At 34.5% G+C, this 25,662-nt stretch carries 24 protein-coding genes and 2 pseudogenes; 4 read left to right on the top strand and 22 right to left on the bottom strand.

Annotation, left to right across the window (positions count from 1 at the left end):
• Positions 1-5 precede the first annotated feature (5 nt).
• The 12 genes from A9G37_RS06355 to dusA form a co-directional block, all read right to left on the bottom strand.
• Positions 6-587 carry a YiiX/YebB-like N1pC/P60 family cysteine hydrolase gene (locus A9G37_RS06355; RefSeq protein WP_176701878.1) on the bottom strand — a complete coding sequence of 194 codons (582 nt, stop codon included), beginning with the start codon at positions 585-587 and terminating at the stop codon, positions 6-8.
• Between the two features lie 124 nt (positions 588-711).
• Complete coding sequence (locus A9G37_RS06350) at positions 712-1,116, bottom strand: DUF4878 domain-containing protein (RefSeq protein ID WP_176701877.1); 405 nt, start codon at positions 1,114-1,116, stop codon at positions 712-714.
• A 152-nt stretch (positions 1,117-1,268) separates the two neighbouring features.
• The gene (truC, locus tag A9G37_RS06345; RefSeq protein ID WP_065574959.1) at positions 1,269-1,976 is read right to left on the bottom strand and encodes a tRNA pseudouridine(65) synthase TruC; all 708 of its coding nucleotides are present in this window, start codon (positions 1,974-1,976) and stop codon (positions 1,269-1,271) included.
• A 22-nt stretch (positions 1,977-1,998) separates the two neighbouring features.
• Positions 1,999-2,817: a pyridoxal phosphatase gene (locus A9G37_RS06340; protein ID WP_065574958.1), complete on the bottom strand. Its 819-nt coding sequence runs from the start codon at positions 2,815-2,817 to the stop codon at positions 1,999-2,001.
• A gap of 66 nt (positions 2,818-2,883) precedes the next feature.
• Positions 2,884-3,489: a recombination mediator RecR gene (gene recR, locus A9G37_RS06335; RefSeq protein WP_065574957.1), complete on the bottom strand. Its 606-nt coding sequence runs from the start codon at positions 3,487-3,489 to the stop codon at positions 2,884-2,886.
• A gap of 211 nt (positions 3,490-3,700) precedes the next feature.
• A complete protein-coding gene (gene plsY / locus A9G37_RS06330; protein ID WP_081297679.1) occupies positions 3,701-4,303 on the bottom strand; it encodes a glycerol-3-phosphate 1-O-acyltransferase PlsY in 603 nt (200 codons plus the stop codon).
• Positions 4,304-4,439: 136 nt separating this feature from the next.
• Positions 4,440-7,280: an excinuclease ABC subunit UvrA gene (gene uvrA / locus A9G37_RS06325; protein ID WP_141671103.1), complete on the bottom strand. Its 2,841-nt coding sequence runs from the start codon at positions 7,278-7,280 to the stop codon at positions 4,440-4,442.
• A 233-nt stretch (positions 7,281-7,513) separates the two neighbouring features.
• A complete protein-coding gene (locus A9G37_RS06320) occupies positions 7,514-8,449 on the bottom strand; it encodes a sugar kinase (protein WP_065574955.1) in 936 nt (311 codons plus the stop codon).
• Positions 8,450-8,474: 25 nt separating this feature from the next.
• Positions 8,475-8,945: a YhcH/YjgK/YiaL family protein gene (locus A9G37_RS06315; RefSeq protein WP_065574954.1), complete on the bottom strand. Its 471-nt coding sequence runs from the start codon at positions 8,943-8,945 to the stop codon at positions 8,475-8,477.
• A 111-nt stretch (positions 8,946-9,056) separates the two neighbouring features.
• Entirely contained in the window at positions 9,057-9,812 is a 756-nt protein-coding gene (locus tag A9G37_RS06310) for a hypothetical protein (RefSeq protein WP_141671099.1), read from the bottom strand.
• A gap of 33 nt (positions 9,813-9,845) precedes the next feature.
• Positions 9,846-11,861, bottom strand: a complete 2,016-nt coding sequence (gene rep / locus A9G37_RS06305; RefSeq protein WP_065574952.1) for a DNA helicase Rep — start codon at positions 11,859-11,861, stop codon at positions 9,846-9,848.
• A gap of 104 nt (positions 11,862-11,965) precedes the next feature.
• Positions 11,966-12,892 carry a tRNA dihydrouridine(20/20a) synthase DusA gene (dusA, locus tag A9G37_RS06300; protein WP_065574969.1) on the bottom strand — a complete coding sequence of 309 codons (927 nt, stop codon included), beginning with the start codon at positions 12,890-12,892 and terminating at the stop codon, positions 11,966-11,968.
• A 118-nt stretch (positions 12,893-13,010) separates the two neighbouring features.
• Here dusA and A9G37_RS06295 point away from each other — a divergent pair, with 118 nt between their 5' ends.
• Entirely contained in the window at positions 13,011-13,388 is a 378-nt protein-coding gene (locus tag A9G37_RS06295; protein ID WP_051634320.1) for a DUF5362 family protein, read from the top strand.
• A 228-nt stretch (positions 13,389-13,616) separates the two neighbouring features.
• Here the strand turns inward: A9G37_RS06295 and ilvN are convergent, their stop codons facing one another.
• Positions 13,617-14,111 (bottom strand): acetolactate synthase small subunit, encoded by a 495-nt coding sequence (gene ilvN, locus A9G37_RS06290; RefSeq protein WP_034915536.1) that lies wholly within the window; start codon positions 14,109-14,111, stop codon positions 13,617-13,619.
• Positions 14,111-15,829: an acetolactate synthase 3 large subunit gene (gene ilvI / locus A9G37_RS06285; protein WP_065574951.1), complete on the bottom strand. Its 1,719-nt coding sequence runs from the start codon at positions 15,827-15,829 to the stop codon at positions 14,111-14,113. The genes ilvN and ilvI overlap by 1 nt, the downstream gene beginning before the upstream one ends.
• Positions 15,830-16,114: 285 nt before the next feature.
• Between ilvI and ygfZ the strand changes: the two genes are divergently transcribed.
• Positions 16,115-16,990: a tRNA-modifying protein YgfZ gene (gene ygfZ / locus A9G37_RS06280; RefSeq protein WP_065574950.1), complete on the top strand. Its 876-nt coding sequence runs from the start codon at positions 16,115-16,117 to the stop codon at positions 16,988-16,990.
• 68 nt (positions 16,991-17,058) lie between these two features.
• Here ygfZ and A9G37_RS06275 read toward each other — a convergent pair whose 3' ends face one another.
• The 5 genes from A9G37_RS06275 to ppdD form a co-directional block, all read right to left on the bottom strand.
• Positions 17,059-18,216, bottom strand: a complete 1,158-nt coding sequence (locus A9G37_RS06275) for a M20 aminoacylase family protein (protein WP_065574949.1) — start codon at positions 18,214-18,216, stop codon at positions 17,059-17,061.
• A gap of 210 nt (positions 18,217-18,426) precedes the next feature.
• Positions 18,427-19,176 (bottom strand): prepilin peptidase, encoded by a 750-nt coding sequence (locus tag A9G37_RS06270; protein ID WP_065574948.1) that lies wholly within the window; start codon positions 19,174-19,176, stop codon positions 18,427-18,429.
• Positions 19,176-20,351: a type II secretion system F family protein gene (locus A9G37_RS06265; RefSeq protein ID WP_065574947.1), complete on the bottom strand. Its 1,176-nt coding sequence runs from the start codon at positions 20,349-20,351 to the stop codon at positions 19,176-19,178. Before A9G37_RS06265 ends, A9G37_RS06270 begins: the two co-directional genes overlap by 1 nt.
• Entirely contained in the window at positions 20,348-21,457 is a 1,110-nt protein-coding gene (locus A9G37_RS06260) for an ATPase, T2SS/T4P/T4SS family (RefSeq protein WP_065574946.1), read from the bottom strand. Before A9G37_RS06260 ends, A9G37_RS06265 begins: the two co-directional genes overlap by 4 nt.
• A 39-nt stretch (positions 21,458-21,496) precedes the next feature.
• Positions 21,497-21,928, bottom strand: coding sequence for a prepilin peptidase-dependent pilin (gene ppdD, locus A9G37_RS06255; protein WP_065561156.1), 432 nt, complete (start codon positions 21,926-21,928; stop codon positions 21,497-21,499).
• 200 nt (positions 21,929-22,128) lie between these two features.
• On the opposite strand from ppdD, the pseudogene ampD reads away from it, so the two are divergent.
• Positions 22,129-22,677, top strand: a pseudogene (ampD, locus tag A9G37_RS13560) (1,6-anhydro-N-acetylmuramyl-L-alanine amidase AmpD); the annotation flags it as partial.
• A 21-nt stretch (positions 22,678-22,698) separates the two neighbouring features.
• A pseudogene (locus tag A9G37_RS13555) lies at positions 22,699-23,007 on the top strand (YqcC family protein); the annotation flags it as partial.
• 74 nt (positions 23,008-23,081) lie between these two features.
• Here A9G37_RS13555 and mltG read toward each other — a convergent pair.
• The 3 genes from mltG to A9G37_RS06235 all read right to left on the bottom strand — a co-directional run.
• Positions 23,082-24,104, bottom strand: coding sequence for an endolytic transglycosylase MltG (mltG, locus tag A9G37_RS06245; RefSeq protein WP_065574945.1), 1,023 nt, complete (start codon positions 24,102-24,104; stop codon positions 23,082-23,084).
• Positions 24,105-24,112: 8 nt separating this feature from the next.
• Complete coding sequence (alr, locus tag A9G37_RS06240; protein ID WP_034911389.1) at positions 24,113-25,198, bottom strand: alanine racemase; 1,086 nt, start codon at positions 25,196-25,198, stop codon at positions 24,113-24,115.
• Between the two features lie 147 nt (positions 25,199-25,345).
• Positions 25,346-25,662: IS30 family transposase (locus tag A9G37_RS06235; protein ID WP_141671098.1), on the bottom strand; the 317-nt coding region annotated here is incomplete at its 5' end.

Below are 25,662 nucleotides of genomic sequence, written 5' to 3'. Positions count from 1 at the left end.
AAAAATTATCCTGAGGTTTCGGGATATTTGTAGATCCAGGTAATATCTTGATAATTAGCAAATGCATTTGGAAATAAATAAACGCCACTTAAAAATGGAAAATTAATTGACTGCCAATTAACATTAAAATCAGGTTGAAATTTGATGATGGAATCAAAAAGTAACGTTGTACAATAAAGATGTGGTTCTTCACGGGGGGCTAATATGAAAGCTTCACCTTGCTTTGTTAAAAGATCATTAACAATTTGTTGTTGTTGCTCATTAGATATAAAATTAGGTCTTGCTATAGCATATGTTTCGGCTAGTTCAGGCGTTATAAACTCTGCTAGAGTTGATACAATAACTTGGTTAGGATAGTCCTCATCATCGCTAGTCGTAGCATGAATAATTCTAATTTCTGGATTGATTGATATAATCATACCAATATGTGAAAAATCACTACCACCTAATTGATTGACTATAAGACTATCGGTTTGTATACCTTTTCTAAAAATCCAATCGCCAACTTTTACTGAATATGGTATTTCGGTGGTTGGACTTGAAAAATGAACAGTATCATTAGCTAGAGCAAAACTTACTAGCATCATAATTAACATCATACAAAGATAATAGCAATATCTCATCAAAAATCGTTTCTTAATAAAAAAGGGTAATCACTATTTACCCTTTTAGATTCTTCTAAAAGTATAATCTATATTGACGATAATATAGCTATTTAAGATTAATTAGCCATTTACCATCAGCTTTAATCACCGATATGTTTTTTTCCTCTTTTTTAGTAGCATCTTTAAAGATAACAGTAGTACTAACTATTGCCATATTTTTTTCATCATTAGTATATTTTACGAGTTCAGATTCGACTTTATCAAGTCCTCCATGTTCATCAGCAAATTGTTTACCTCGCTGTAGTGCTTCTTGCATTTTGCTTTTAACGAACATTCGCATATCCATACCTTTGTTATCATCATCTTTAGGAAAATTGATGAGATTTATAACAGTATCTGAATCACCTTTGTAGATCGCTGAGATAAATTTTTCTGCTACTTGTTCAGGAGAATCATTATTCGAACATGCAGTTACCATAAATGCTAATAAAAATACACTTAAAAATTTCATTATCAATTTCATTTTTAATCCCATCATCAATTTAAATTATAATTAAAATATTACATAAATTCCCTTTGATAAAAATAAACATCGTCAAAGGAAATGATGTTAAATAATACTATATAATCAAATAATTGCAAAGTAATATGGAATAATAACTACTATTTAAAATTTAAAAGGATATCTTGCCAACTTTGATCTAATTTAGCTTCAATAATCATTGGTTTATGTTGGGTTGGATGTTTGATTTCAAGTTTGCTTGCGTGTAACATCAATCGCTTGATATTAAAATAAGTTGCAAATGCACGATTCTGATGTAAATCACCATGTTTGCTATCCCCCAATATCGGATGGAAAATATGTTTCATATGGCGACGTAGTTGATGTTTACGGCCAGTTTGTGGTTTTAATTCAACAAAACTATACCTTGCTGTTTCAAATTTGCCAACCTTAATCGGAACTTCAATTTTGCTGATAGATTTGTAAAATGTGACGGCATCTTGTGCTGGTTTATTCTTATTAGTAAATTTATCTGCAATTTTATCTAATTCTTCAACTAAAGGGTAATCAATCACCGCTTCCCCCTCAACATAACCGCGCACAATCGCATGATACGTTTTTTCAATTTGTTTTTTTGCAAATTCTTCTGACATAATTCTTGCTACATCACTAGAAAGAGCAAACAACAAAACGCCAGAGGTTGGTCTATCTAACCTATGTATAGGGAAAACATGTTGACCGATTTGATCACGCAATGTTTGCATCACAACAACTGTTTCAGTTTTATCTAACCAACTGCGATGCACAAGCCAACCAAATGGTTTGTTAATGGCAATTAAGTCATCATCTTGATAAAGAATTTCAAACATAGAATATTTATTAAAATATCAATTATAAAAAGAGCTCTTCAAGCTCTTTAGCTATACTAGGGCCATTATTATCGCCAATGGCATAATTTGCTTTGGCTTTCACTCCATCATCAGCATTACCCATCGCAATCCCTAATCCAGCAATAGATAACATACTTATGTCATTATAACTGTCACCAAAAGCGACTACTTCGCTTAAATCAATATTTTCGTGCTCTGCCCAGCGAATTAACCCATTTCCTTTGGTATTTCCTTTAACTGCTACATCTGCTCGATTTGACCAAGACCATTCACACGAAAACACACCTAAGGAATCAACTGCATTTGAAAATTGTTGTAAAGTAGGTATATTATGACTACTTGTTGCAAATTTAAAAATAGCGTCAGATTGCTCAATAACATTTTCAAAATCATCTACTTTTTTAATTTCAGGTTGTAAAAACTCAGGCAATGATTTAACCCACTTAAAAAAGCTTTCTAGATGATCATCTAACAATTCATAAGTCATCATTTTATCAGTATAAATTAATGTATGAATACCATATTGATTGACAAGATTTAGTAACATTCGTGCCTGATCTTTCGTCATTGGTTTAGCGGCAAAAGTGTTTTGTTTTTCAAAATCATAGATATAAGATCCATTACAACAAATTGCTGGGGTTGATAATTTGAGCTGATAGTAATAAGGATAAATTACAGAATGATGCCGCCCTGAAACTAAAATAACTTTCACACCTTTAGTACTGATTTTTTCAATGGCCGCTATTGTTTCTGGTAAAATTAAACGATTGCTGTTTAACAACGTGCCATCCATATCAAAGGCTACGGCTTTATACTTCATATAATACCCCTTTTCATTTCTGATCTTAGCTATAAAGACTGGCTAAGTACTAAAAGTTCAATAAAATTATAATTCTATTTTTTGGCGACCAACAAACGAATGCGATAAGGTGGTACCATCTACCATTTCGAGTTCACCACCAACTGGAACACCATGAGCTATTCTTGTTGCTGTTACATTAAACTCTGCACACATTTGTGCAATATAATTAGCTGTTGCATCACCTTCAACGGTGGGATTAGTGGCTAAAATAACTTCGCTGATCAACTCTGAAGATAGCCTTTTTTTCAATAAATCAAGACCTATATCACTAGGACCAATACCATCTAAAGGTGATAAATGCCCTAATAATACAAAATAACGACCACTATACTGTCCAGTTTTTTCAATGGCTACTATATCTGCTGACGTTTCAACCACGCAAAGCTGCTCACTACTTTGACGACGAGTATTTGCGCAAATAGTACAGATTTCTTGTTCGGTAAAAGTTCGGCATTCCTTGCAATGGCCGATATTTATCATTGCTTCATGTAGTTCATGAGCTAATTTAATGCCACCTTGTCGATTTCGTTGTAATAAATGAAAGGCCATTCGTTGCGCCGATTTTGGACCAACGCCAGGTAAACAACGCAATGCTTCCATAAGTGATTCTAATAATGGGCTTATTTGCATGAATTATTTGGTTTCCACATATTTGAGTTTTAAGATAATAATACCTTTTTTAAAAAATCTATCAAACAAGAATTATTCTATTGTTTAATTAACTAACAAAAAAATCAAAAAGATTGTAAAAAATAAGTAGGTAGGATGTTACATAACGTACAATTTATGTTATAAAAGCACATATTCAAATATATAACATTATTATGTATAAATTTTTAGACTATCTTTTGTTCTTGCTACGATGATAACTTTTTGGCTCTTCACCTTTAAAAAGGCGCATAATGTTATTATTATGGCGAATAATAATCGAACACGAAAGCATTGCAACTGGTAAAGTAAGCTCAGGTTTGAATAACCAAACATAAAATGGCGCCAGAAGAAAACCAACAACTGCAGCTACCGAAGAATATCCTGTTATTAGTAAAATAAGTAACCAAGTTAAAATAAAGCAACCTGTAAAATCAAACCCAATTGGAGCCATCATACCTAACGCAGTTGCGACTCCTTTTCCTCCACGAAAATGAAAAAAACAGGGGAAAATATGTCCTAAACAAGCAAAAATACCAATAATACCTAAAAAGAAAGGTGTAATACCAAGCCGATATGAAATATAAACAGGAATTGTACCTTTTAACATATCAAAGATTAAAACAAAAATGGCTGGTAATTTGCCATTGAGTCGTAAAATATTGGTTGCTCCAGGATTGTGAGATCCATATTCTGAAGGATTAGGTAAATGCATGATGCGACTAATGATCATTGCACCAGAAAGCGAGCCAAAAATATAGGCGACTATGATCATCAATACAATTAGCAATGTCAAAATACAACCCCTTTCATCAACCAAACCATGCTGATAATTGCACTTAAGAATCTTACCAAACTCGTTATAAATTCAGTTCCTGTCTATTTTGGGCGTTGCTCCTCGCCCGTTCTTTATATGCTAATTAATAATAATCCTAGACTACTTTTTGTTTTTCCAACAACGGTTTTAAATATTTTCCAGTAAAGGAATGTTTAGATTTAGCAACCTCTTCTGGCGTCCCTTCGGCAATAATTTCTCCGCCACCATTACCACCTTCTGGTCCTAAGTCCACAATCCAGTCTGCTGTTTTAACTACATCCAAATTATGTTCGATAACAACGATAGTATTGCCTTTATCTCGCAAAGAATGTAATTGCGTTAATAATTGTTTCACATCAGCAAAATGTAGCCCAGTTGTTGGTTCATCTAAGATATACAAAGTGCGACCAGTATCTCGCTTAGATAATTCTTTTGCGAGTTTTACTCGTTGCGCTTCACCACCCGATAATGTTGTTGCTGACTGTCCAATGGTAATATAAGAAAGCCCAACATCAATCAATGTTTGCAGTTTGCGTGCTATCATTGGCACGGCATCGAAAAACTCGCGACCTTCTTCAACTGTCATATTTAAAATTTCGTTAATAGACTTTCCTTTATATTTGATCTCTAAGGTCTCACGGTTATAGCGAGCGCCATGACACTGATCACAAGGAACATAAATATCAGGCAAAAAGTGCATTTCAACTTTGATTAATCCATCACCTTGACAAGCTTCACAGCGTCCACCCTTAACATTAAAACTAAAGCGCCCTGGATTATAGCCTCGAGCTCGAGATTCTGGTACACCAGCATAAAGTTCACGGATAGAAGTAAAAAATCCAGTATAAGTTGCTGGATTAGAACGTGGCGTACGTCCAATCGGGCTTTGGTCAATCGCAATTACTTTATCAAAATGGTTAAGTCCTTTGATTGATTTATAGGGTGCTATTTCTGTTTTTTCTGCACCATTGAGTTCGTTTTGGGCAAGGGGATATAAGGTATCATTAATTAAGGTTGATTTTCCCGAGCCCGATACACCAGTGATACATGTAAATAAGCCAACTGGAATATTTAATGTCACATCTTTAAGATTATTGCCAGTTGCACCAATAAGAGATAACATTTTTTTCTTATCGACTTTGGTGCGAATAGTTGGTATTTCAATTTTTTCTTTACCGGATAAATATTTTCCTGTTAAAGATGTTTTACATGCCATTATTTGTTTGGGTGTCCCCTGAGCAACAACTTCACCACCATGAACCCCTGCCCCAGGACCAATATCAATCACATAATCAGCAGCCATAATAGCTTCTTCATCATGTTCAACGACTATAACAGTATTACCTAAGTCACGTAAATGCGTTAAAGTGTTAATCAGACGAGTATTATCTCGCTGATGCAATCCAATAGAAGGTTCATCCAGCACATACATCACGCCAACAAGACCTGCACCAATTTGGCTTGCTAATCGAATACGTTGTGCTTCACCACCTGATAATGTTTCAGCGGATCTTGAAAGCGTTAAATAGTTAAGTCCAACGTTAATCAAAAATTGTAAACGATCGTTGATCTCTTTCAAGATTTTTTCTGCAATTTGAGCTCGTTGCCCAGTCAATGTCAATTTATCAAAAAAATCCTTGGCTTGTTGCGTACTTAAATCACTAATTGTTGGTAAATTTGTATCATTAATAAACACATTTCTTGCTGCCGTACATAACCTAGAACCACCACAACAAGGACAAGGTCGATGGCTAATATATTTTGCTAGCTCTTCACGGATAGTTTGTGATTCAGTTTCTTTATACCGACGAGCTAAATTATTAATAATCCCTTCAAATGGATGTTTACGCTTAACCACATCACCACGATCGTTTGAATAAACAAACTGAATTTCGGTATTACCTGAACCATTTAATAAAATGTCTTTTATCTTTTCAGGTAATTTTTCATACGGTTTATCAATGTCAAACTTATAATGATCTGCTAATGATTTTAGCATCTGGAAATAGTAAAAATTGCGACGATCCCAACCTTTAATCGCACCAGCAGCTAATGAAACTTCTGGCATCTGAACAATACGTTTTTGATCAAAATATTGTTGCACACCCAAACCATCACACTCAGGGCACGCACCAGCAGGATTATTGAACGAGAATAATCTCGGTTCTAATTCAGAAATACTGTAACCACAAATAGGACAAGCAAAATTAGCCGAAAACAAATATTCTTCAGCTTGTGGATCATCCAAATTGGCGACTTTAACAATACCATTAGTGATCGAAAGAACCGTTTCAATCGACTCTGCTAAACGAAGTTTTAAGTCGTCACGAATACGAAAACGATCAACAACAACTTCAATGGTATGTTTTTTTTGCAATTCAAGAATTGGCGGATCAGAAAGATCATATACATCACCATCCACTCGTACCCGAATATAACCACTAGCAGCAAGTTGCTCGAACAGTTTAACAAACTCCCCTTTACGCTCAGTAACCACAGGGGCAAGTAGCATATAACGATTATCCGTCGGTAACGCCATGATACTATCGACCATCTGAGATATCGTTTGTGCAGCTAACGGTAAATGATGATTTGGACAACGAGGTTCTCCAATTCGAGCAAAAAGCAAACGTAAGTAATCATAAATTTCAGTGATAGTCCCTACTGTCGAACGAGGGTTATGCGAAGTTGATTTTTGCTCGATCGAAATTGCAGGTGATAATCCTTCAATATGATCTACATCAGGTTTTTCCATCAATGATAAAAACTGACGAGCATACGCCGACAACGATTCAACATAGCGTCGTTGCCCTTCGGCATATAAAGTATCAAATGCTAACGAAGATTTACCTGATCCAGAAAGACCTGTAATAACAACTAATTTATCTCTTGGAATGGTTACATTAATGTTTTTTAGATTGTGCGTTCTCGCACCACGAATATCGATATCTTTGATTGACATAGATCTCTTCTTTTTTGTGTTTTTAAACAAAATGGATAGAAAATTAGCTGTATATTATACCAGTAACATTTGATTAAATATACAACTATATAGCTGAATATACTACGTGGCTAATTTTATACTAAAACACAGTGTTACCTGAAACTTTTTGACAAAAAATAAACTAAAAATATTTATTTTTACAGCAGAAAAAACGGCCATTAATGACCGTCATTTGTTGATTCAACTTAGTATGTCAATTTTGGCGTCGCATCAACAGGAATAATTGCGCCGCGATACTGTATAACCGTGCCAGCCACCAAGTGCCCTTGTAATGCTGACTGAGAAGGGTTCCTTCCACTTAAACGAGCCCCAAGATAACCTGCACTAAATGAATCACCAGCGGCCGTAGTATCAATCACTTTATCTTTAGCAATTTTATTAGCAGGAACTTCAAAACGACCATCAGCAGAATCAATAATACAGCTATCACTGCCACGTTTAATAACAATTTCAGTTACACCAAATTGTTTTGTACGCTCAATAACTTGCTCATAAGGTAGCTTACCCCATAATAAATCCTCGTCATCTAATGTTAAAAATGCAATATCTGTAAAGCTAAGAATATCAGCATAAACACTACGAGCCAAATCAAGACTACTCCATAAACGTGGACGAAAATTATTATCAAAAATAACTTTACCACCATTAGCTTTAACACGTTTTAAAAGATCTAATAACTTAAGGATACTTTCAGCATCTAAAATAGCAATACTAATACCGCTCAAATAGACATAATCATAATGTTCAATTTGCTGAATTATTCTATCTGTTTCAGTTGTTTTCAACCAAAATTTAGCAGCAGCATCATTACGCCAATAATAAAAAGACCGTTCACCATGTTCATCAGTAACAATAGAATAAAGCCCCGGCATTTTATCAGACATTCTTTGTACTAAATCTGTTTGAATGTTTTCTTTTTTCCAACAATCTAACATCTCTTGACTGAAAGGATCGGCACCAAGCCCGGTTACATAATGTATTGAAAAATCATTATATTTTAGTAAACGAGACAAATAAACCGATGTATTAAGCGTATCACCACCAAAACCACGCGTAGTCAAATCCTGTTTCATAGACAATTCAATCATACATTCGCCAATAACAGCTATTTTTGTAGTCATAATATACCTATCATCCTTAATCTTTTTATAAATAATCTAACGCGATTTTTACCACAACTTTGCGAACTGTTTCGATCTTATTATCAACTGCACAAAGCGGTTTATGCACTTCATTAGGTAAAAACACGATAAAATCATTTGGGTGTAATATCAACAAGGTTTCTTCTTTTGGTGTTTCAATAAAGGCAATATCATTTTCTACTAATTTATTATCTAACACTTTGGTATACGGCGGTAACGTACTTACTGCCATACCCTCTTTCCCAACCAAAACAATCTGAACGTCAATATATTTTTCATGATATTCCGGATTAACGTCATGAATATGTCGCGATGTACTATCAGATACCATAAAAAACATATTATCACCATCAATATCGTAACGCCCCGCAGGCGTGTTATTATTGACATTATCTTTAATATATTCAATTGATTGCTTAATTTTTTCGGGTAAATAAGGAATTAACCCTAAATGATTAATATTACCTAAAATCATACCAAATGATCCTTAAAATATTGATGAAAATTAATACAAATAACCAAATTAGTTGTAACTAACTTATACTATGATAAAGTTAATTAAATTGATAAAGAGTATATACATAAGTCACTTGTTTTTGTAGATTCTTTGACATATTTCTTCACATTTGTTTGTTTTCATCACTTCGATGATATGTGATAACTGTGATTTAAATATAAGTTGTTGAGTTATTAATTGTTCGGCCTTTTCTATGATTGCTCTCTTTTTCGATTCTGGGATAAATTTTGCGTAATTTTCAGCTGATTGTTCTAATGTGGTGATAATATCCAATTTAGATTGTTCAGTTAAACAATCTGGTAAAGCAATCCACTTAAATCCACCGTAGTAATATTTTAACATTTCTGATTGCATCATTTTCACACTATACTGTATGACTCCACCTCTTTCATTATCGGGAAGTTCTTTATAAAACTGATTAACATGAGGAGATATTGCCGCAAAATATTTTATATTAAAAGTGCTTAATAAAATAATTTCTTGTTGAAATCGTTTTAGGTTATTTGTTAGATCTTGGCTAGTTATTTCATTTGATTTATTTGATAAAAAGGTTAAATAAATCTCAACTATATGGTTAATATAATTGGTTATATCTAATTTTTCCTCTATTTTATCTTTTGAAAAATTCTCAAGAAGTTTGGGATCAGTAAATTGGCTAAGAATTTCTTTACCTTCTTTTGTATATAATCTAGGTAATGTTTTTTGCGCTTCAAATTTTTGGGTTAATTGATAGAGCCTCGTGCGTTCTGAGTGATAATTTAAACCTGTAGCATTCACAAAACAACTAGTTAAAATTAATATGGTACTTATTATTAACTTCATCATTTAATTCCTTATTTTATAATAGTCAAAATTTGGTTATTTAGCCTTGGCAATTTGCGCTTTTAGCATGGCTAGCCTACTTTGTCCTTGTTGCATTTTTTTTTCAGGTGATAATTCATTACGCTGATCTTGCCATTCTAAGTCGTCTTGTGGCAGTTCTAATAAAAACCGACTCGGTTCAACTTGAAGTATTTCACCAAATTGTTTACGTTGCCGGCTAAAAGAAAAAATCAGTTCTCGTTGCGCCCGAGTAATACCAACATAAGCTAAACGGCGCTCTTCTTCAATATTATCTTCATCAATGCTGGTTTGATGAGGTAATAAACCTTCAGACATGCCGCTCAAATAGACATAAGGAAACTCTAATCCTTTAGATGCATGTAGTGTCATAAGTTGTACTTGGTCTAGTTCTTCTTCAGACTCGTTACGTTCTAACATATCACGCAAAGTAAATCTCGCAACAGCTTGTTCAAGCGTCATTGCTTCATCAATATCATCACCTTGCAACATATCATTTAACCAACTGACTAATTGTTCTACATTGCGCATGCGCATTTGCCCAGATGTTGGGGATGATGAGGTTTCATAAATCCAGCTCTCATAATGAATTCCGTGTAGAAGTTCATAAATAGCTTCCATGGGTTCGGTATGAGATTTTTGAATAAGGGCATCAAACCAATGTATGAATTCTTGTAATGCCTCCATACGTTTGCCTGAAAGTAATTGGGTCAATCCCATATCATGGCTTGCTTGATATAAACTAACACTTCGATGATTTGCCCATTCGCCAAGTTTTTGAATAGTTGCTGGACCAATTTCTCGTTTTGGTGTGTTAATAATGCGAATAAACGCATTATCATCATCAGGATTAGTTAACAATCGCAAATACGCCATTAGGTCTTTAATTTCAATTCGAACAAAAAATGATGTACCACCAGAGATTCGATACGGTATCCGATATTGTATGAGTATCTTTTCAATTAGTCGTGCCTGATGATTACCACGATATAAAATAGCGTATTGACCATATTGGCTGTTATGCGCAAAGCGATGGCCAACAAGATGATTGATGATTTTTTCAGCTTCATGCTCTTCACTATCGGCTGAAATAACTTTTAATGTTTCACCATAACCCAGTTCTGAAAAAAGTTTTTTTTCAAAGATATGTGAATTATTTTCGATTAAGATATTCGCCGCTTTTAAAATTCGACCCGATGATCGGTAATTTTGTTCTAATTTGATCACTTCTAAATTGGGAAAATCTTGTTTAAGTAATACTAAATTTTGTGGTCGTGCACCACGCCAAGAGTAAATAGACTGATCATCATCACCAACAACAGTAAATTTAGCTCGGTTACCAACCAATAATCTGATAAATTCGTACTGACTTGTGTTTGTGTCTTGATATTCATCAATTAGCAAATAGCGAACTTTGTTTTGCCATTTTTCGCGAACTTCTTCGTTGGTTTTTAATAAGAGTGTAGGCAATAATATAAGATCATCAAAATCTAATATACTGCAAGCTTTTAATTGTTTTTCATACAATTGATAACAGTGGGCAAATAGCTTCTCTTTGTTCGTTTGCGCTCTTGCCATTGCAATAGTTGAATCAACAAGATTATTTTTCCAATTTGAGATTGTTGAGCGTAATTGATTAATCAGATCTTTATCATCTTCTAACCATTGATGAGTTAGTTCCTTGAGTAACGCTGTTTGATCATGATCATCAAATAGTGAGAAGTTAGATTTAATTCCCAGATGTATATACTCTCGGCGAATAATATCCAACCCTAGCGTATGAAAGGTTGATATTTTAAGCCCTCTTGCTTCTTGTTTGCTAAGTGCTTGGGCTATACGCTCTTTCATTTCGCGTGCAGCTTTATTCGTAAAGGTAACCGCAACAATATGGCGTGGTAAATATTCTTTAACACGAATTAAATAGGAAATTTTGTTAATGATAACCCGAGTTTTTCCAGAACCTGCTCCAGCTAAAACAAGGCACGGTCCTGAAACATATTCAACGGCTTTTTGTTGACTTGAATTTAAACGCACAGAATAAAACCATTAGGGAAAATGTGAGTTAGTATATAACGATATACTAGCAGTGCGCAATTAGCGTCATTATTAAGCAAATTTAATTGCTATTTTGTTAAATATTATTTGATGAATGTTAAAGCCTGTTCAACAACCTCAACACCTGCCCCTTTTTTATGCGCATTTTCACTAAGATAACGCCGCCATTGTTTTGCTCCTTTACGTCCATTAAATATACCTAAAGTATGCCGCATAATATGGTTAAGTTGCGCACCTTGCATTAGTTGTTGTTCGATATAAGGGTAAAGTGCTTGAATAGCAGATAGGGGATCAATGATGGAGGTATTTGTGCCAAAAATTTGCGTATCAATTTCAGTAAGTAACATTGGATTTTGATATGCCTCTCGTCCAACCATCACTCCATCGACATGCTGTAAATGGCATTTTATTTCATCAATCGTTTTTATGCCGCCATTGATGACTATAGTTAAATTGGGATAATCTTGTTTCAATTTATAAACACGATCATAATCAAGCGGTGGAACTTCACGATTTTCCTTTGGACTTAATCCTGATAACCATGCTTTGCGCGCATGTACAATAAATGTTTTGGTGTAAGGCATCACCTTTTCAATAAATTGACATAAAAAAATATAGCTATCGCAATCATCAATACCTATTCTTGTTTTTACCGTGACGGGAATATCAACCTGATCTTGCATCTGAGCAATACAATCGGCAACCAAATTTGGATTTCCCATTAAACAAGCACCAAACATACCATTTTGTACGCGATCTGATGGACATCCCACATTTAAGTTGATTTCGTCATAACCACGTTCTTGCGCTAATTTTGCACATTGCGCTAATGCGTTAGGATCACTACCGCCTAGTTGCAAGCTAACTGGATTCTCTTCATTGTTGAAAGCTAAATAATCACCTTTCCCAAATAAAATTGCGCCTGTAGTCACCATCTCAGTATATAGCAATGTTTTTTTTGTTAAGATTCGATGAAAATAACGGCAATGTTTATCTGTCCAATCTAACATAGGAGCGATAGAAAAACTATTTAAACTTAAAATGTTATGCAAAATCACCTCGACATTAATTTAAAAAATGCTATTCTATTCGTCGCTTTCAAATAGAGCAATAATATAAGGAATAAAAATGAATACAAATCAAACAAATACAATTTCTTTTCAAACAACTGAATTATTAATAAAACATATGCGTTTTATTGCTACTATGCAACAAGTTTTTGGTGTTATTTTTATAATTGCTGGCGCTTTTACATGTCTAGGAATAATTACTGCTATTGTTGGCATTCCTCAAATTTTTGCTGGAATAAAACTTTTCAAATCGGGAAGTGCATTTAGCTTAGCTGCAAGTCTTCGAAAAGGAGACGATATCGTTGGTGCTATAGAAAATCTTTATGGTTATTGGAAATATTTTCTAATCACATTTATCGCTTCGATTGTATTTATTTTTTTATACATTGTAATTATTATTTCCATTTTTGTTACATACAGTAATGGTTATTACTAACAATTATTACTTTAATCTAGAGACTACTGATCTTCCAATTTTGGCACTTTTTCAAGTAAGTATCTAGTAGCCTAGTTCTAGGCATAACGAGTTGTTATTGTTAATTTTTGGCTAGATTAAATTATGACAACATCTTTATGCCTTTTGATTAAAAAAAAACAATTTAGTACTATTAACAAAATTAAGGCACACAATGTGCCTTAATAAATATATTAACTATAAATGTAGCTATTTAACTGTTTTTTCACTACGTGATAAGCCTATAATTCCTGAACGGACTGTTTCGATAATATTGCATGTTTCACGGATTGAGGCTAAAAATGAATCTAGTTTTTCGCTAGTACCCGATAGTTGTACAATGTAATGTGTTGCAGTGACATCTACGATCGAGCCCCTAAAAATATCGGCACAACGTTTAACTTCATCACGTGCCTGTGAACCTTTTGCTTCTACTTTTACTAGCATGATTTCACGCTCTACATGCGGGCCTTCGGTTAAATCATGAACACGGTAAACATTAACAAGTTTATGCAATTGCTTTTGAATTTGTTCAATCACATGCTCATCACCCGAGGTCTGAATTGTCATGCGGTGCATGGTAGGATCTTCGGTCTGAGCAGTGGTAATAGTTTCAATATTAAAACCACGTTGCGAAAACAAGCCGATAATTCGTGATAATGCGCCCGGTTCGTTTTCGGTTAAGATTGATAATATATAACGCATTAAGTTCTCTCCGTTTTACTAAGCCACATTTCGTTCATTGCACCACCTCGAACTTGCATTGGATATACATGTTCAGTCGCATCAGTCATAACATCAACAAAAACTAAACGGTTTTTGATTGCTAATGCTTGTTTCAGTTTAGATTCTAGTTCCTCACGTTTTGTTATTACCATACCAACATGGCCATAGGCTTCTGCAATTTTGGCAAAATCAGGTAAAGATTCCATATAAGAACTTGAATGACGTCCAGCATAAATCATATCTTGCCACTGTTTAACCATACCTAAAAAGCGGTTGTTCAAATTTAAAACCAGTACTGGTAAACCATATTGCAATGCAGTTGATAATTCTTGAATATTCATTTGGATACTACCATCGCCTGTTACACATACAACGGTTTTTTTAGGATATGCTAATTTGACTCCCAGCGCCGCTGGCAAACCAAATCCCATCGTGCCAAGCCCACCAGATGTGATAAAGTGACGAGGTTTGTCAAATGGGTAATAAAGCGCAGTAAACATTTGATGTTGACCAACATCGGTTGTCACAAATGCATCACCTTTGGTTAGTTTATATAACACTTGTATTGTTTCTTGTGGTTTAATACTTTGCCCTTCATGGTTATAAGCTAAGCAATGACGTGCACGCCAGTGTTCTATCTGTTTCCACCAATCAATTGATGCGTCAAGATCACGTTCTGTATTTAACTCATTTAACATAGACAACAAAGTTTCTAGAACAACTTTTGCGTCTCCAACTACAGGAATCGAAGCAAATATAGTTTTTGAAATAGAAGTCGGATCGATATCAACATGAATAATTTTGGCTTTTGGACAATATTTTTCAACATTATTGGTTGTTCGATCATCAAAACGTGCACCGATTGCAAAAATAACATCGGCATTATGCATGGCCATATTAGCTTCATAAACACCATGCATTCCAATCATACCAAGATAATGTTTATCAGTTCCCGGAAAAGCACTTATACCCATTAACGTTGAAGCAACAGGTAAGTTTAATTTTTCTGCTAGTGCCTTAATTTCGCCACTAGCACCGGCGGCAATAACCCCACCACCAATAAATAACACCGGCTTTTTAGCTGATAATAACGTGGTTAATGCTTTTTTGATCTGTTTTTTATGGCCTTGAATAGTTGGATTATAAGATCGCATTAAAACTGATTTTGGATAATGATAATTATATTTGTTAGCTGGATTAACAATATCTTTTGGTAGATCGATAACCACGGGACCAGCCCTTCCTGTCGAAGCAATATAAAATGCTTTTTTGATGGTTTCTGGAATATCTTTACTATCTTTGACTAAAAAACTGTGTTTAACAATCGGACGCGAAATTCCGATCATGTCACATTCTTGGAATGCATCATTACCAATTAGGTTACTGGCAACTTGTCCTGACAATATAACTAGTGGAACCGAATCCATGTAAGCTGTTGCAATACCAGTAATAGTGTTTGTAGCCCCAGGGCCTGATGTAACTAAAACAACGCCAACATTCCCTGTTGCTCTAGCATAACCATCGGCCATATGTACCGCAGCTTGTTCATGGCGAACTAATATATGTTCAATACCACCTAACGTGTGAATGGCATCATAAATATCAAGAACACTACCACCTGGATAGCCAAATACCTGTTTTACTCCTTGGTCAATCAAAGATTGAATAACCATCTCTGCGCCTGACAGTTTTGCCATGGTTGTTGTCTCCAATGTAACTGATTAGTCATTTAGTCATTTATTTTGTATCAACTTATAAATAAAATCAATTAAAGTCAATTAACTAAGTGTTTTACTGAAAAAATTATCCACTAATAAAATTATTTTTTAATAATATTATGAATAATATCCGTAATCTATCTATTTTATTTAAATATTGCTAATTGATTTTATTGTTATTTTTTTATTTTTTATATAAACTCAGAAGATAAGTATTTCTAGCCATAACGGTACTAGGATTCTTCATCACCCAAAGGTACAAATATGAGCAATATTTCTTCTAAACCAACCTCTCTTGCTGACTGGCAGTTAGTTAAAGTTACAGGTGAGGATAACCGAGCTTTTTTGCAAGGTCAAATAACCAACGATATTAACCGACTTTCAGAAAAATCTACGCTTTATGCTGCTCATTGCGACAATAAAGGTAGAATGTGGACTACTTTATTGTTATTTCAACGAGATAATGATATTTACTATATTGAGCGTAAAAGTGTTGTTAAAAAACAGATTGCCGAACTAGCAAAATACGCTGTTTTTTCTAAAGTAACTATCGAACCAGTCGAAGATCTAAATATGGTCGGCTTAGTTGGAGATGCGATACCCCCTGAAATCGCAGAAAAATTAAGCGATAAAAACTGTTTTACTGAAAATAATATCACCTATATCAAACTACCATTACCACAAGTGCGCATTATTATGGTAACACCAGAACCTATTTCTGAAGATTTACATCCATGTAGCGACTGGTTAAAACTTGATTTGCAAGCTGGTTACCCTATCATTGATAATGACAATATGGCAATATTATTACCACAAGCCTGTAATTTGCAATCTTATGACGCAATCAGCTTTGAAAAAGGTTGCTACTGTGGTCAGGAAATGGTAGCTAGAGCACAGTTCCGTGGAGCAAATACGCGTGGAATGTATGTTATAAAGGGCACGAGCGATGTACTACCTAAAATAGGTAGTACGCTTGAGTATAAACTTGCCGGCGGTTGGCGAGAAGGGGGACTTGTTTTAGCTGTGGTAAAACTGGACGATAAAGATGGGGTTTGTGTCCAAGTGGTACTTAATAATGGAATTGATTTAAATACACCATTTAGAGTATATGGAAATGACAATAGCCGAATGACATTTTAATTGTTTGCAACTAATAAGCTGGAATAACACAACGTTTATTCCAGCTGTTTTTGGGGTATCGTTTTAACTTAGTTAGCAAGTTCTTGGTTAACTATTTCAACAAAATAGCTTACACCAGTTGTTAACATTTCATCATTAAAGTTAAAAGCTGGATTATGCAAATTAGCCCCTTTACCAGCGCCCAACCATACATAAACACCAGGGATTTTTTGTAGCATAAAAGCAAAATCTTCTGAACCCATTGAAGGGAGAGGATCAATAATTAAATTATCTTGCCCAACAACTTGTTTAGCCGCTGCAATAGCAATATCAGCTTGTTTAGCGTAATTGATGGTAGCTGGGTAACGGCGTTGATAATCTACTTCCGCCTTAGCGTCAAATGTTGTGGCAATACCTGTTGCTATTTGTTTAATACGATTTTCAGCCATATCTTGTACTTGTGCACTAAATGTTCTAACAGTACCGCGAATAACCGCTTCCTGTGGTAACACATTCCAAGTATCGCCACTATGAATTTGCGTTACGCTAACTACCAATGAACTTAAAGGATCAGCATTACGGCTCACAATACTTTGTAATCCATTTACGATTTGCGTAGCTGTCAAAATTGTATCTTTCCCTAGATGAGGCGCAGCGGCATGAGCACCAACACCCGTTATTTTGATCTCAAATACATCATACGATGCCATCATTGGGCCATGATTAATATAAAAGTGATTTAACTCCATATTAGGTTGATTATGCATGCCATATACTGCTTCAATCGGAAATCGTTCAAATAAGCCATTTTCAACCATTACTCTGGCTCCGCCTTCGTTTTCTTCAGCTGGTTGAAAAATAAGAACAACAGTACCAGCAAAATCACAGTGTTCGCTAAGATATTTAGCCGTTCCTAGTAACATAGCAGTATGTCCATCATGACCACACCCATGCATTTTGCCAGAAATGGTTGAGCAATAATTAATATTATTTCCTTCAATAATATCTAATGCATCTATATCAGCTCGCAGAGCAATCCATCGTCCATCACGATTACCTTTAATAATACCAACAACCCCTGTTGGAGCAAAATCAGTATATAACTCGCTAATACCAAAGGATTGTAACTTTTCGATAATAAATTGCGTGGTTTTAACCTCTTCAAAGGCTGTTTCTGGATGGGCGTGAATATGATGGCGCCATGTTATCATTTCGGTTTTTAATTGATTAATACTATTAGTTATCATAAGTAATTCCTTAGTAGGTGAATAACCTGCGGTTCAACAAGCCTAGCTAACACTATAATGCGATTTTCACTTTTATAAAAATAACTAATTTTACTATGGATATCAATTTTAGTTATATATTGTATTTAATGAAAAAATAATACATTTATGCACTTTTACACTTATTAATTAACAATAAATTGATTAAAACACCTATTTCCCTGAAACTTTTTAACAGAAATAATAAATCACATAACCAGAAATTAATAAGAAAGGACCAAATGGAATAACATTTGATTTTGGTTTATTGATCACATATCGCAAAAAAAGAGAATATATAATCCCCAATAAGGAAGCAAAAAATAATAACATTGGTAATAATGTATAAGGCAACCAAGCACCAAGAGCGGCAAGCAATTTGATATCGCCTCCCCCTAATCCCTGTTTTTTAGATACCAAATAAAATAAAGTAGCAGGTACTTTTAATAATATATATCCCAAAAAAATACCTAGCAAAGCATCGGTTAAGATGATATTTGCCATGTCAAAATAGGCAAGCATTACACCTGCCCACATTAATGGTTGGGTAAACAAATCTGGCAATAAATAGTATTTAAAATCAATTAAAGCTAAAAGCAAAAAATAACAACCAAGAATCATTAAAATACCGCTTTGATAATTGAAGCTTTTATCAATATAGATAAAAATAAATAAAACAGCGACAAATAATTCAACAATAAGATATTGGCATGAAATATTGGTATTACAGTAATAACAACGTCGTTTTAATATTAACCAAGAAATAATCGGTATCAATTGCCAAGCTTTAAGCTTACTATGACAATGTGAGCAAGCAGATCGATGAAAACAAATTCGACATAAATATTGATATGCTTTCAGTGTTGGCAAATAACGATAATAAGCAACATAAACAAAGCTACCGATACAAAGACCTAAATAGATAATAATAAATACTAACATTAGTGAATTACATCGCCCATTTGGAATATCGGTAAATACATAGCCACAATTAAACTGCCAATAATTAAAGACAAAACAAGCATTAATAATGGCTCAAATGCTTGCGATAAATTATCGGTTAAGGTTTGATTTTGTTCTTGATAATAAATTGCTAATTTATCGAGCATTAAATCTAGTGTGCCTGACTCCTCCCCCACATGAATTAACTGTGAACATAAATTAGGAAAGTATCGTTGCCCATGCAATACATGGCTAAATGGAAGCCCTTGCTCAATGCCTACAATAATTTGAGAAATACTATCACGATAAAGACAATAGCACGTAGTATTAGCAGCCGCAGTTAAACCCGCTAATAATGGTATGCCTGCTTTTTGAGTGATTCCAATTGTTTGAAAAATCTGAGTTAAGCAAGTGGTTTGAATAATTTTTCCAATAAAAGGAAATTTTATTACTATCATTTCGATTTTACGTCGATAACGCACTTTTAAATAGCGCTGATAACAGAAATAACTAATAAAAAAGACGATACACCAAATTAACCAGTTTTGTTGCAAATAACTCGAAAAATCAATAATTCCTTGTGTAAAAGCTGGTAGTTCAGCATCGAAATTTTGATAAATATCGGAAAATTTTGGTAAAACGAATAATAACATTACCAAACTTGCCATCATTGCAATCAATAATAAAAACAACGGATAACGCATTGCCTTTTTTAGGCTTTTTTGCAGTTTAATTGATTTTTCAAGCAATAACGATAATTGTTCAAAACTTTCATCAAGCTGCCCAGTTAGTTCGCCAGTTGCAATAATCTCACAATACAAAGAGGAAAATACCGATTGATGTTGCTGCAATACTTGAGATAAAAATTCGCCTTTAGCGACTTGTTGTTTGATATCAAGTAACAAATATTGCCAATGAGATTTAGCTTGTTCTTGAGCAAGCAATTGTAATGTATCAATAATAGACAAACCGGCTTTTAACATAGTCGCTAATTGTTTGGTAATCATCAGTAGATCTGTACGATTAAAACTATGTGCAGTAATAATTTTACCAGCTTTAATCTTAATGGCAATTTTACCTTGCAACAATAACAGTCTTTTAGCAGCCTGTGATGATTCAGCGATAATTTTGTGTTGATTAAAATCGACATCATACCAATAATAGAGCCGTTTCATACTGTATCACCCAAGACTCGATTTAATTCAGCTAACGTTGTCATACCCTGCTTCACTAATTTTTGCCCAGCTTTTTTTAAAGAAATCATATTTGAGGATAAAATAGCTTGATTTGCTAAGATTTGTTGTTGAATTTCGGGAGTGATGACTAACAACTCGTATAGTCCAATTCTTCCTTTGTAGCCACCAATACAATTAGAGCATCCTGAAGACAAATAATGTGGTACATGTTCATTACCAAACATAACCAGATCATTCGCTACTACCTTACAGTGTGGACACAATTTTCGAACTAACCGCTGAGCAATGATTAATTTTAAACTTGATGATAATAGATAATTTTCTATACCCATTTGCTTTAATCGTGTTATTGCCTCGACACTTGAATTAGTATGCAATGTAGATAATACTAGATGCCCTGTTTGCGCAGCTTGAATTGCAATCTCGGCGGTTTCATGATCGCGAATTTCGCCGACCATCATTACATCAGGATCTTGCCGTAGTAAAGCACGCAATACAATAGCAAATGTTAAGCCAGCCTTGAGATTAATCGCAGTTTGATTAATACCCTCTAGAGGAATTTCAATGGGATCTTCGACACTACAGATGTTACGTTCGGTTTTATTTAACCGCTTTAATCCACTATATAACGTCACCGTTTTACCGCTTCCTGTTGGACCTGTAACTAAAATCAATCCTTGTGGGTAGTCTAAAATTTGTTTGAATGTTAACAGATCTGCATCCGTTAACCCTAAATCATTAATGGTTAATTCAGACTCATGGTTATCCATTACTCTTAAAACAATTTTTTCGCCATTCATTACAGGCAAAGTGGAAATACGCATGGTATAACGATCAATAATGAGTTGACCATCTTGCGGTAATCGATGTTCAGCTATATTAAGTTGAGACATGATTTTTAATCTTGCTGTTATCTGTTTAGCTAATGCAAGAGGCGGTGATAACATATCATGTAAAACACCATCAATACGCATGCGTATACGGTAACTATGTTGATAAGGTTCAAAATGAATATCCGAAGCTCGATTATTCAATGCTTCAAGTAACAATTTATCGATACTTTCAATTAACTGTTCTTCTTGCATAAAGGCGGTTCCTTATCCGTCAATTATTAAATACGAACATTAGAATTTAAAAATATCTTCACAAGCACTGGTTAAACTGGTATCCGTTGGAGATGTGGTACAAACTCGACTCCAATCTAAATTTCCATGAGTAGCGTTAATTGTTGGTGTCAGTGTGGTAGTTAACCCTGTTAAGGCGCTAGTTCCAACCAAAGTAATAACTCCGTTATTAACCGTAATAGAAGTAACATAATTTGATGTACGACTAGCTGGTACGCCATTATTACCATTACTACAATTGGTTAAACTACCCTGCTCTACAGCACAAATTTCGACAGCTGTTTTATACGAAGTCATCGTTTGTAACATATCGGTTAAGGCAGCTTTTTTTACATATCCTTGATAAGCTGGAACGCCGATAGCGGCTAAGATAGCGATAACAATAATAGCAATCATAAGTTCAAATAACGTAAAGCCCGATTGATTAGACATAAATACCTCTATTTTTAGTCAATGATTTAATCTAAGAGCCTTTATAGCAAAACAAAAAAATGGAATAATAACGAAACAACAAAATTGGAAAGTAAAATCCTTAATGGAGTTAATTATTACGTTGTATGTTCAATTTTTGCGAAGCAAATCGCAAAACAGACAAATCCATACATCGGTTTATAAAATAAGTTGGAGTCACTATGTCCCTAAAAATTGTTAATGGCTGGTTACAAGGTATAAAGCAAGTTGTTTCGCCTTTTTATAATGAACGACCTATTAATAAACCGATATCACTACTTGTTATTCATAATATAAGCTTACCGCCCAATGAATATGGAGGTCCTTATGTTGAGCAATTATTTACTGGTCGGCTCGATCCCAACCTGCACCCGTACTTTGCTTCGATTCATCAACTTGAAGTATCAAGCCATCTATTTATTCGACGTGATGGTGAAATTATTCAATTTGTTCCATTTGATAAACGTGCCTGGCATGCAGGAAAATCAGCATTTGAAGGGCAAGAAAATTGTAACGATTTTTCGATCGGTATTGAAATGGAAGGATGTGATAACGATAACTTTACCGAACAACAATATCAGCAATTAGTAAATGTTACGTTATTATTACAACAAACTTATGCCATCAAAGATATTACTGGCCATAGCGATATTGCCCCAGATCGAAAAACAGATCCAGGCCCTTTTTTTGATTGGCAACATTATCAGAATTTACTAACACAAAAATCGCAAGGACAAAAGCTACTAAATCAGCTTGAACAAATTATTAAAGAATTACAAAAAATCGACTTATGGCAAGCTATACCGCCAAATCCCGATGCATTTTTAAGCCAAGAACCTTTTGCTATTGACACCATGCAAGCACACGAGTGGTTACAATGGATTTTTATTCCACGAATACAAGCAATGATTGACGCCAAAACAAATTTACCCAAATTTGCTCTACACCCTTATTTTGAAGAAGCGCTAAAAGAGCAAGAACAAAATGTTAATCATCTACTTTATCTAATTAAGCAACTTGATGATTTAGCGCAATTTAATCATGACAAATTACCGCATTAATATGCGGTAATAATTATGATAATCACAACCCCAAAAACATTTCGGTAGATTATTGATTTTATTAAATTTTTTGATTAATTTCCACTATTATTCATTCGTCGATACTGATTAACCGCTTGTTGATGGTTACTGTAAGTATTTGAGAATGTGTGTCCCCCGGTTCCATTCGCCACAAAAAACAGATAATTAGTTTTAGCAGGGTGTGCTGCTGCTTCAAGCGAGGCGAGGCTTGGCATTGCAATTGGAGTTGGCGGTAATCCTTCAATAATATAAGTATTATAAGGATTTCCAGTGTCAGTTAAATCAACACGTCTAATAGTACCTTTATAGTCATCACCTAAACCATAAATAATGGTGGGATCAGTTTGTAACTTCATTTTTCTTTTTAGACGATTAACAAATACCGAAGCCACATTTGCCCGTTCAGAACTAATGCCGGTTTCTTTTTCAATAATTGATGCAATAATAAGGAGTTCATAAGGCGATTGGTAAGGAAGATCCTCATCGCGATTGTCCCAAATTTTTTGCAGATTACTTTTCATCGTCATATGTGCACGTTTTAGAATATTAATATCTAAAGTATCTGCGGTATAAAGATAAGTATCAGGCGATAACCAGCCTTCAATCGATCCTTCAATGCCTAACAACTTAGCAATTTCTTTATCTGTTTTTCCAACTAAGGTTTGCTCAATGTAAGGAGCATTTTGAATAACATTCAACCAATCTTTAGCACGTTTACCTTCCACAAACTGAATTGAAAAATTGCTTTCTTTGCCCGACACTAATAATTGCAAAAACTCTTCAACAGTCATATGCGGATGTAATTGATAAGTTCCTGCTTTAATGGATCTTAATGAGGGTTCTAATTTACATAAATAAGGAAGCAAATATGCCCTTTCGAGCAATTGGCTTTCTTTAACTTGCTCAACTAACTGATGCATGGATGTGCCTTTTTTCAAAACAAACATTTGATTTCCGGCAGTGACTTGCATCTGTTGTTTAGAAAACTGCTGCAAAAAGTAATAACCAATACTGATCGAGCCACCAACAATTAATATAAGGGTAAGTAAAGTGTATAAAAATATTTTTTTAATCATAACTAAATTTATCTACTATAATGAATTTTTGCGCGTGAAGTTAAGCGCGTTATTAATTCGTAAGCACTAATTCCTGTGTGCTTTGCAATTTCTTCAACGGGAAGTCCAGGTCCCCAAAATATGACTTCGTCACCGGGTTTTTCAAGGCAATTTATACCTAAATCAACCACAATCATATCCATTGAGACGCGACCTACAATTGGTACTTTTCGCCCATTAATCAATACAGGGGTATTTTCTGGAATATTTCGTGGATAACCATCACCATAACCCATTGCAACCACACCCAGTTTAGTATCTTGCTGACTACACCAAATTTGACCATAGCCAACTGATTCACCTTTTTTGTGTTTTCGTACTGCAATTAATTCAGATTTAAACGTCATCGCGGGTTGTAGCTCAGCAATAGGTTCATCAAAAGGTGAAACACCATATAAAGCAATACCTTGACGCACAACATCTCGCTGAGCTTTTGGCCAGGCTAATATACCGCCTGATGCAGCAATCGAGCGTTTGCCAATAAGTGATTTGTCATCAATTGAATTAATAAACTCATCAAATAGTTCTATTTGCTTTAACGTTTTCTCTGAAGAGAGATCATCAGCCGAACTAAAATGACTCATAATATTAATTGGTTTGCAAACCACTGAACAACTAGCCAAACGATAAAATTCTTCTTTTGCTTCATCAGGACAAAAACCTAAACGATGCATCCCTGTATCAAGCTTAAACCATGTGGTAATTTGATCTTTACGGAAGGATGTTTGCAATATGTCAATTTGCCATTTGCTATGAATAGCTGGTTGAACGTTAAAATCAATAAAATAATCTAAATCATCATGCGGGAAGAAACCTTCCAAAGCCAGAATCGGTGTGTTAATACCATTGTTTCGCAATTGCATAGCTTCGGTAAGGCGCGATACACCAAAATAATTCACTTTATCATGTAATAATTGAGCAATCTCCTCACTACCGTGTGCATAAGCATTGGCTTTTATAATCGCAACTAGTTGACTATTTGGAGCCATTTTTTTGAGATATTCAACATTATGAATAACTGCTTGACGATTAACTTCGACAACTGCAATAGACATTTCTTTAATCCAGACTCTTATCGAGACATTATTTTAAATTCTGTTTCTAATAATAACAAATTTTTCACAGTATACAAATCGGTGGAAGTTTTAGGCTATTTCAAAAATTAGTATTTTTAATCAATAGAATATACTAAACCATAATTCCTAGATTACACCATGAAGTGCAATTCTTCTTAACTCCTTAGAATAAAAATCGGCAGGGCTTTTAAACTTATGCCGTTTTCTTGGGCGTGTGTTCAATAGATATTGTATTTTCTTTATCTGTTTGTCGTCAACTAATGAAATGGCCGCTGACTTAGGTATAAACTGACGTATTAAGCCATTGGTGTTTTCATTTGTGCCTCTTTGCCAGCTTTTATAAGGCTCCGCAAAGTACACGGTGGTGTTTAAATAATACTCAATAGCATGATGATAATTAAATTCGGTTCCATTATCAAAGGTGATGCTTTTAACCATTTTTT

The organism is Gilliamella sp. GillExp13 (assembly GCF_001690815.1).
In the GTDB taxonomy this organism is placed as follows: domain Bacteria; phylum Pseudomonadota; class Gammaproteobacteria; order Enterobacterales; family Orbaceae; genus Gilliamella; species Gilliamella bombi.
This window is presented reverse-complemented; position numbering and strand designations above follow the sequence as displayed.

Excerpts from the sequence above, each read along its gene's own strand:
- A9G37_RS06265 (WP_065574947.1), bottom strand. The coding sequence starts at position 20,351 with ATGAAACGGCTCTATTATTGGTATGATGTCGATTTTAATCAACACAAA.
- A9G37_RS06295 (WP_051634320.1), top strand. The coding sequence starts at position 13,011 with ATGAATACAAATCAAACAAATACAATTTCTTTTCAAACAACTGAATTA.
- ppdD (WP_065561156.1), bottom strand. The coding sequence starts at position 21,928 with ATGTCTAATCAATCGGGCTTTACGTTATTTGAACTTATGATTGCTATT.
- A9G37_RS06315 (WP_065574954.1), bottom strand. The coding sequence starts at position 8,945 with ATGATTTTAGGTAATATTAATCATTTAGGGTTAATTCCTTATTTACCC.
- recR (WP_065574957.1), bottom strand. The coding sequence starts at position 3,489 with ATGCAAATAAGCCCATTATTAGAATCACTTATGGAAGCATTGCGTTGT.
- ilvI (WP_065574951.1), bottom strand. The coding sequence starts at position 15,829 with ATGGCAAAACTGTCAGGCGCAGAGATGGTTATTCAATCTTTGATTGAC.
- truC (WP_065574959.1), bottom strand. The coding sequence starts at position 1,976 with ATGTTTGAAATTCTTTATCAAGATGATGACTTAATTGCCATTAACAAA.
- ygfZ (WP_065574950.1), top strand. The coding sequence starts at position 16,115 with ATGAGCAATATTTCTTCTAAACCAACCTCTCTTGCTGACTGGCAGTTA.
- A9G37_RS06350 (WP_176701877.1), bottom strand. The coding sequence starts at position 1,116 with ATGAAATTTTTAAGTGTATTTTTATTAGCATTTATGGTAACTGCATGT.
- alr (WP_034911389.1), bottom strand. The coding sequence starts at position 25,198 with ATGTCTATTGCAGTTGTCGAAGTTAATCGTCAAGCAGTTATTCATAAT.
- A9G37_RS06340 (WP_065574958.1), bottom strand. The coding sequence starts at position 2,817 with ATGAAGTATAAAGCCGTAGCCTTTGATATGGATGGCACGTTGTTAAAC.
- A9G37_RS06260 (WP_065574946.1), bottom strand. The coding sequence starts at position 21,457 with ATGCAAGAAGAACAGTTAATTGAAAGTATCGATAAATTGTTACTTGAA.
- A9G37_RS06320 (WP_065574955.1), bottom strand. The coding sequence starts at position 8,449 with ATGACTACAAAAATAGCTGTTATTGGCGAATGTATGATTGAATTGTCT.
- A9G37_RS06310 (WP_141671099.1), bottom strand. The coding sequence starts at position 9,812 with ATGATGAAGTTAATAATAAGTACCATATTAATTTTAACTAGTTGTTTT.
- mltG (WP_065574945.1), bottom strand. The coding sequence starts at position 24,104 with ATGATTAAAAAAATATTTTTATACACTTTACTTACCCTTATATTAATT.
- dusA (WP_065574969.1), bottom strand. The coding sequence starts at position 12,892 with ATGTTAGATTGGACAGATAAACATTGCCGTTATTTTCATCGAATCTTA.
- A9G37_RS06355 (WP_176701878.1), bottom strand. The coding sequence starts at position 587 with ATGATGCTAGTAAGTTTTGCTCTAGCTAATGATACTGTTCATTTTTCA.
- ilvN (WP_034915536.1), bottom strand. The coding sequence starts at position 14,111 with ATGCGTTATATATTATCAATCTTAACCGAAAACGAACCGGGCGCATTA.
- A9G37_RS06270 (WP_065574948.1), bottom strand. The coding sequence starts at position 19,176 with ATGTTAGTATTTATTATTATCTATTTAGGTCTTTGTATCGGTAGCTTT.
- A9G37_RS06275 (WP_065574949.1), bottom strand. The coding sequence starts at position 18,216 with ATGATAACTAATAGTATTAATCAATTAAAAACCGAAATGATAACATGG.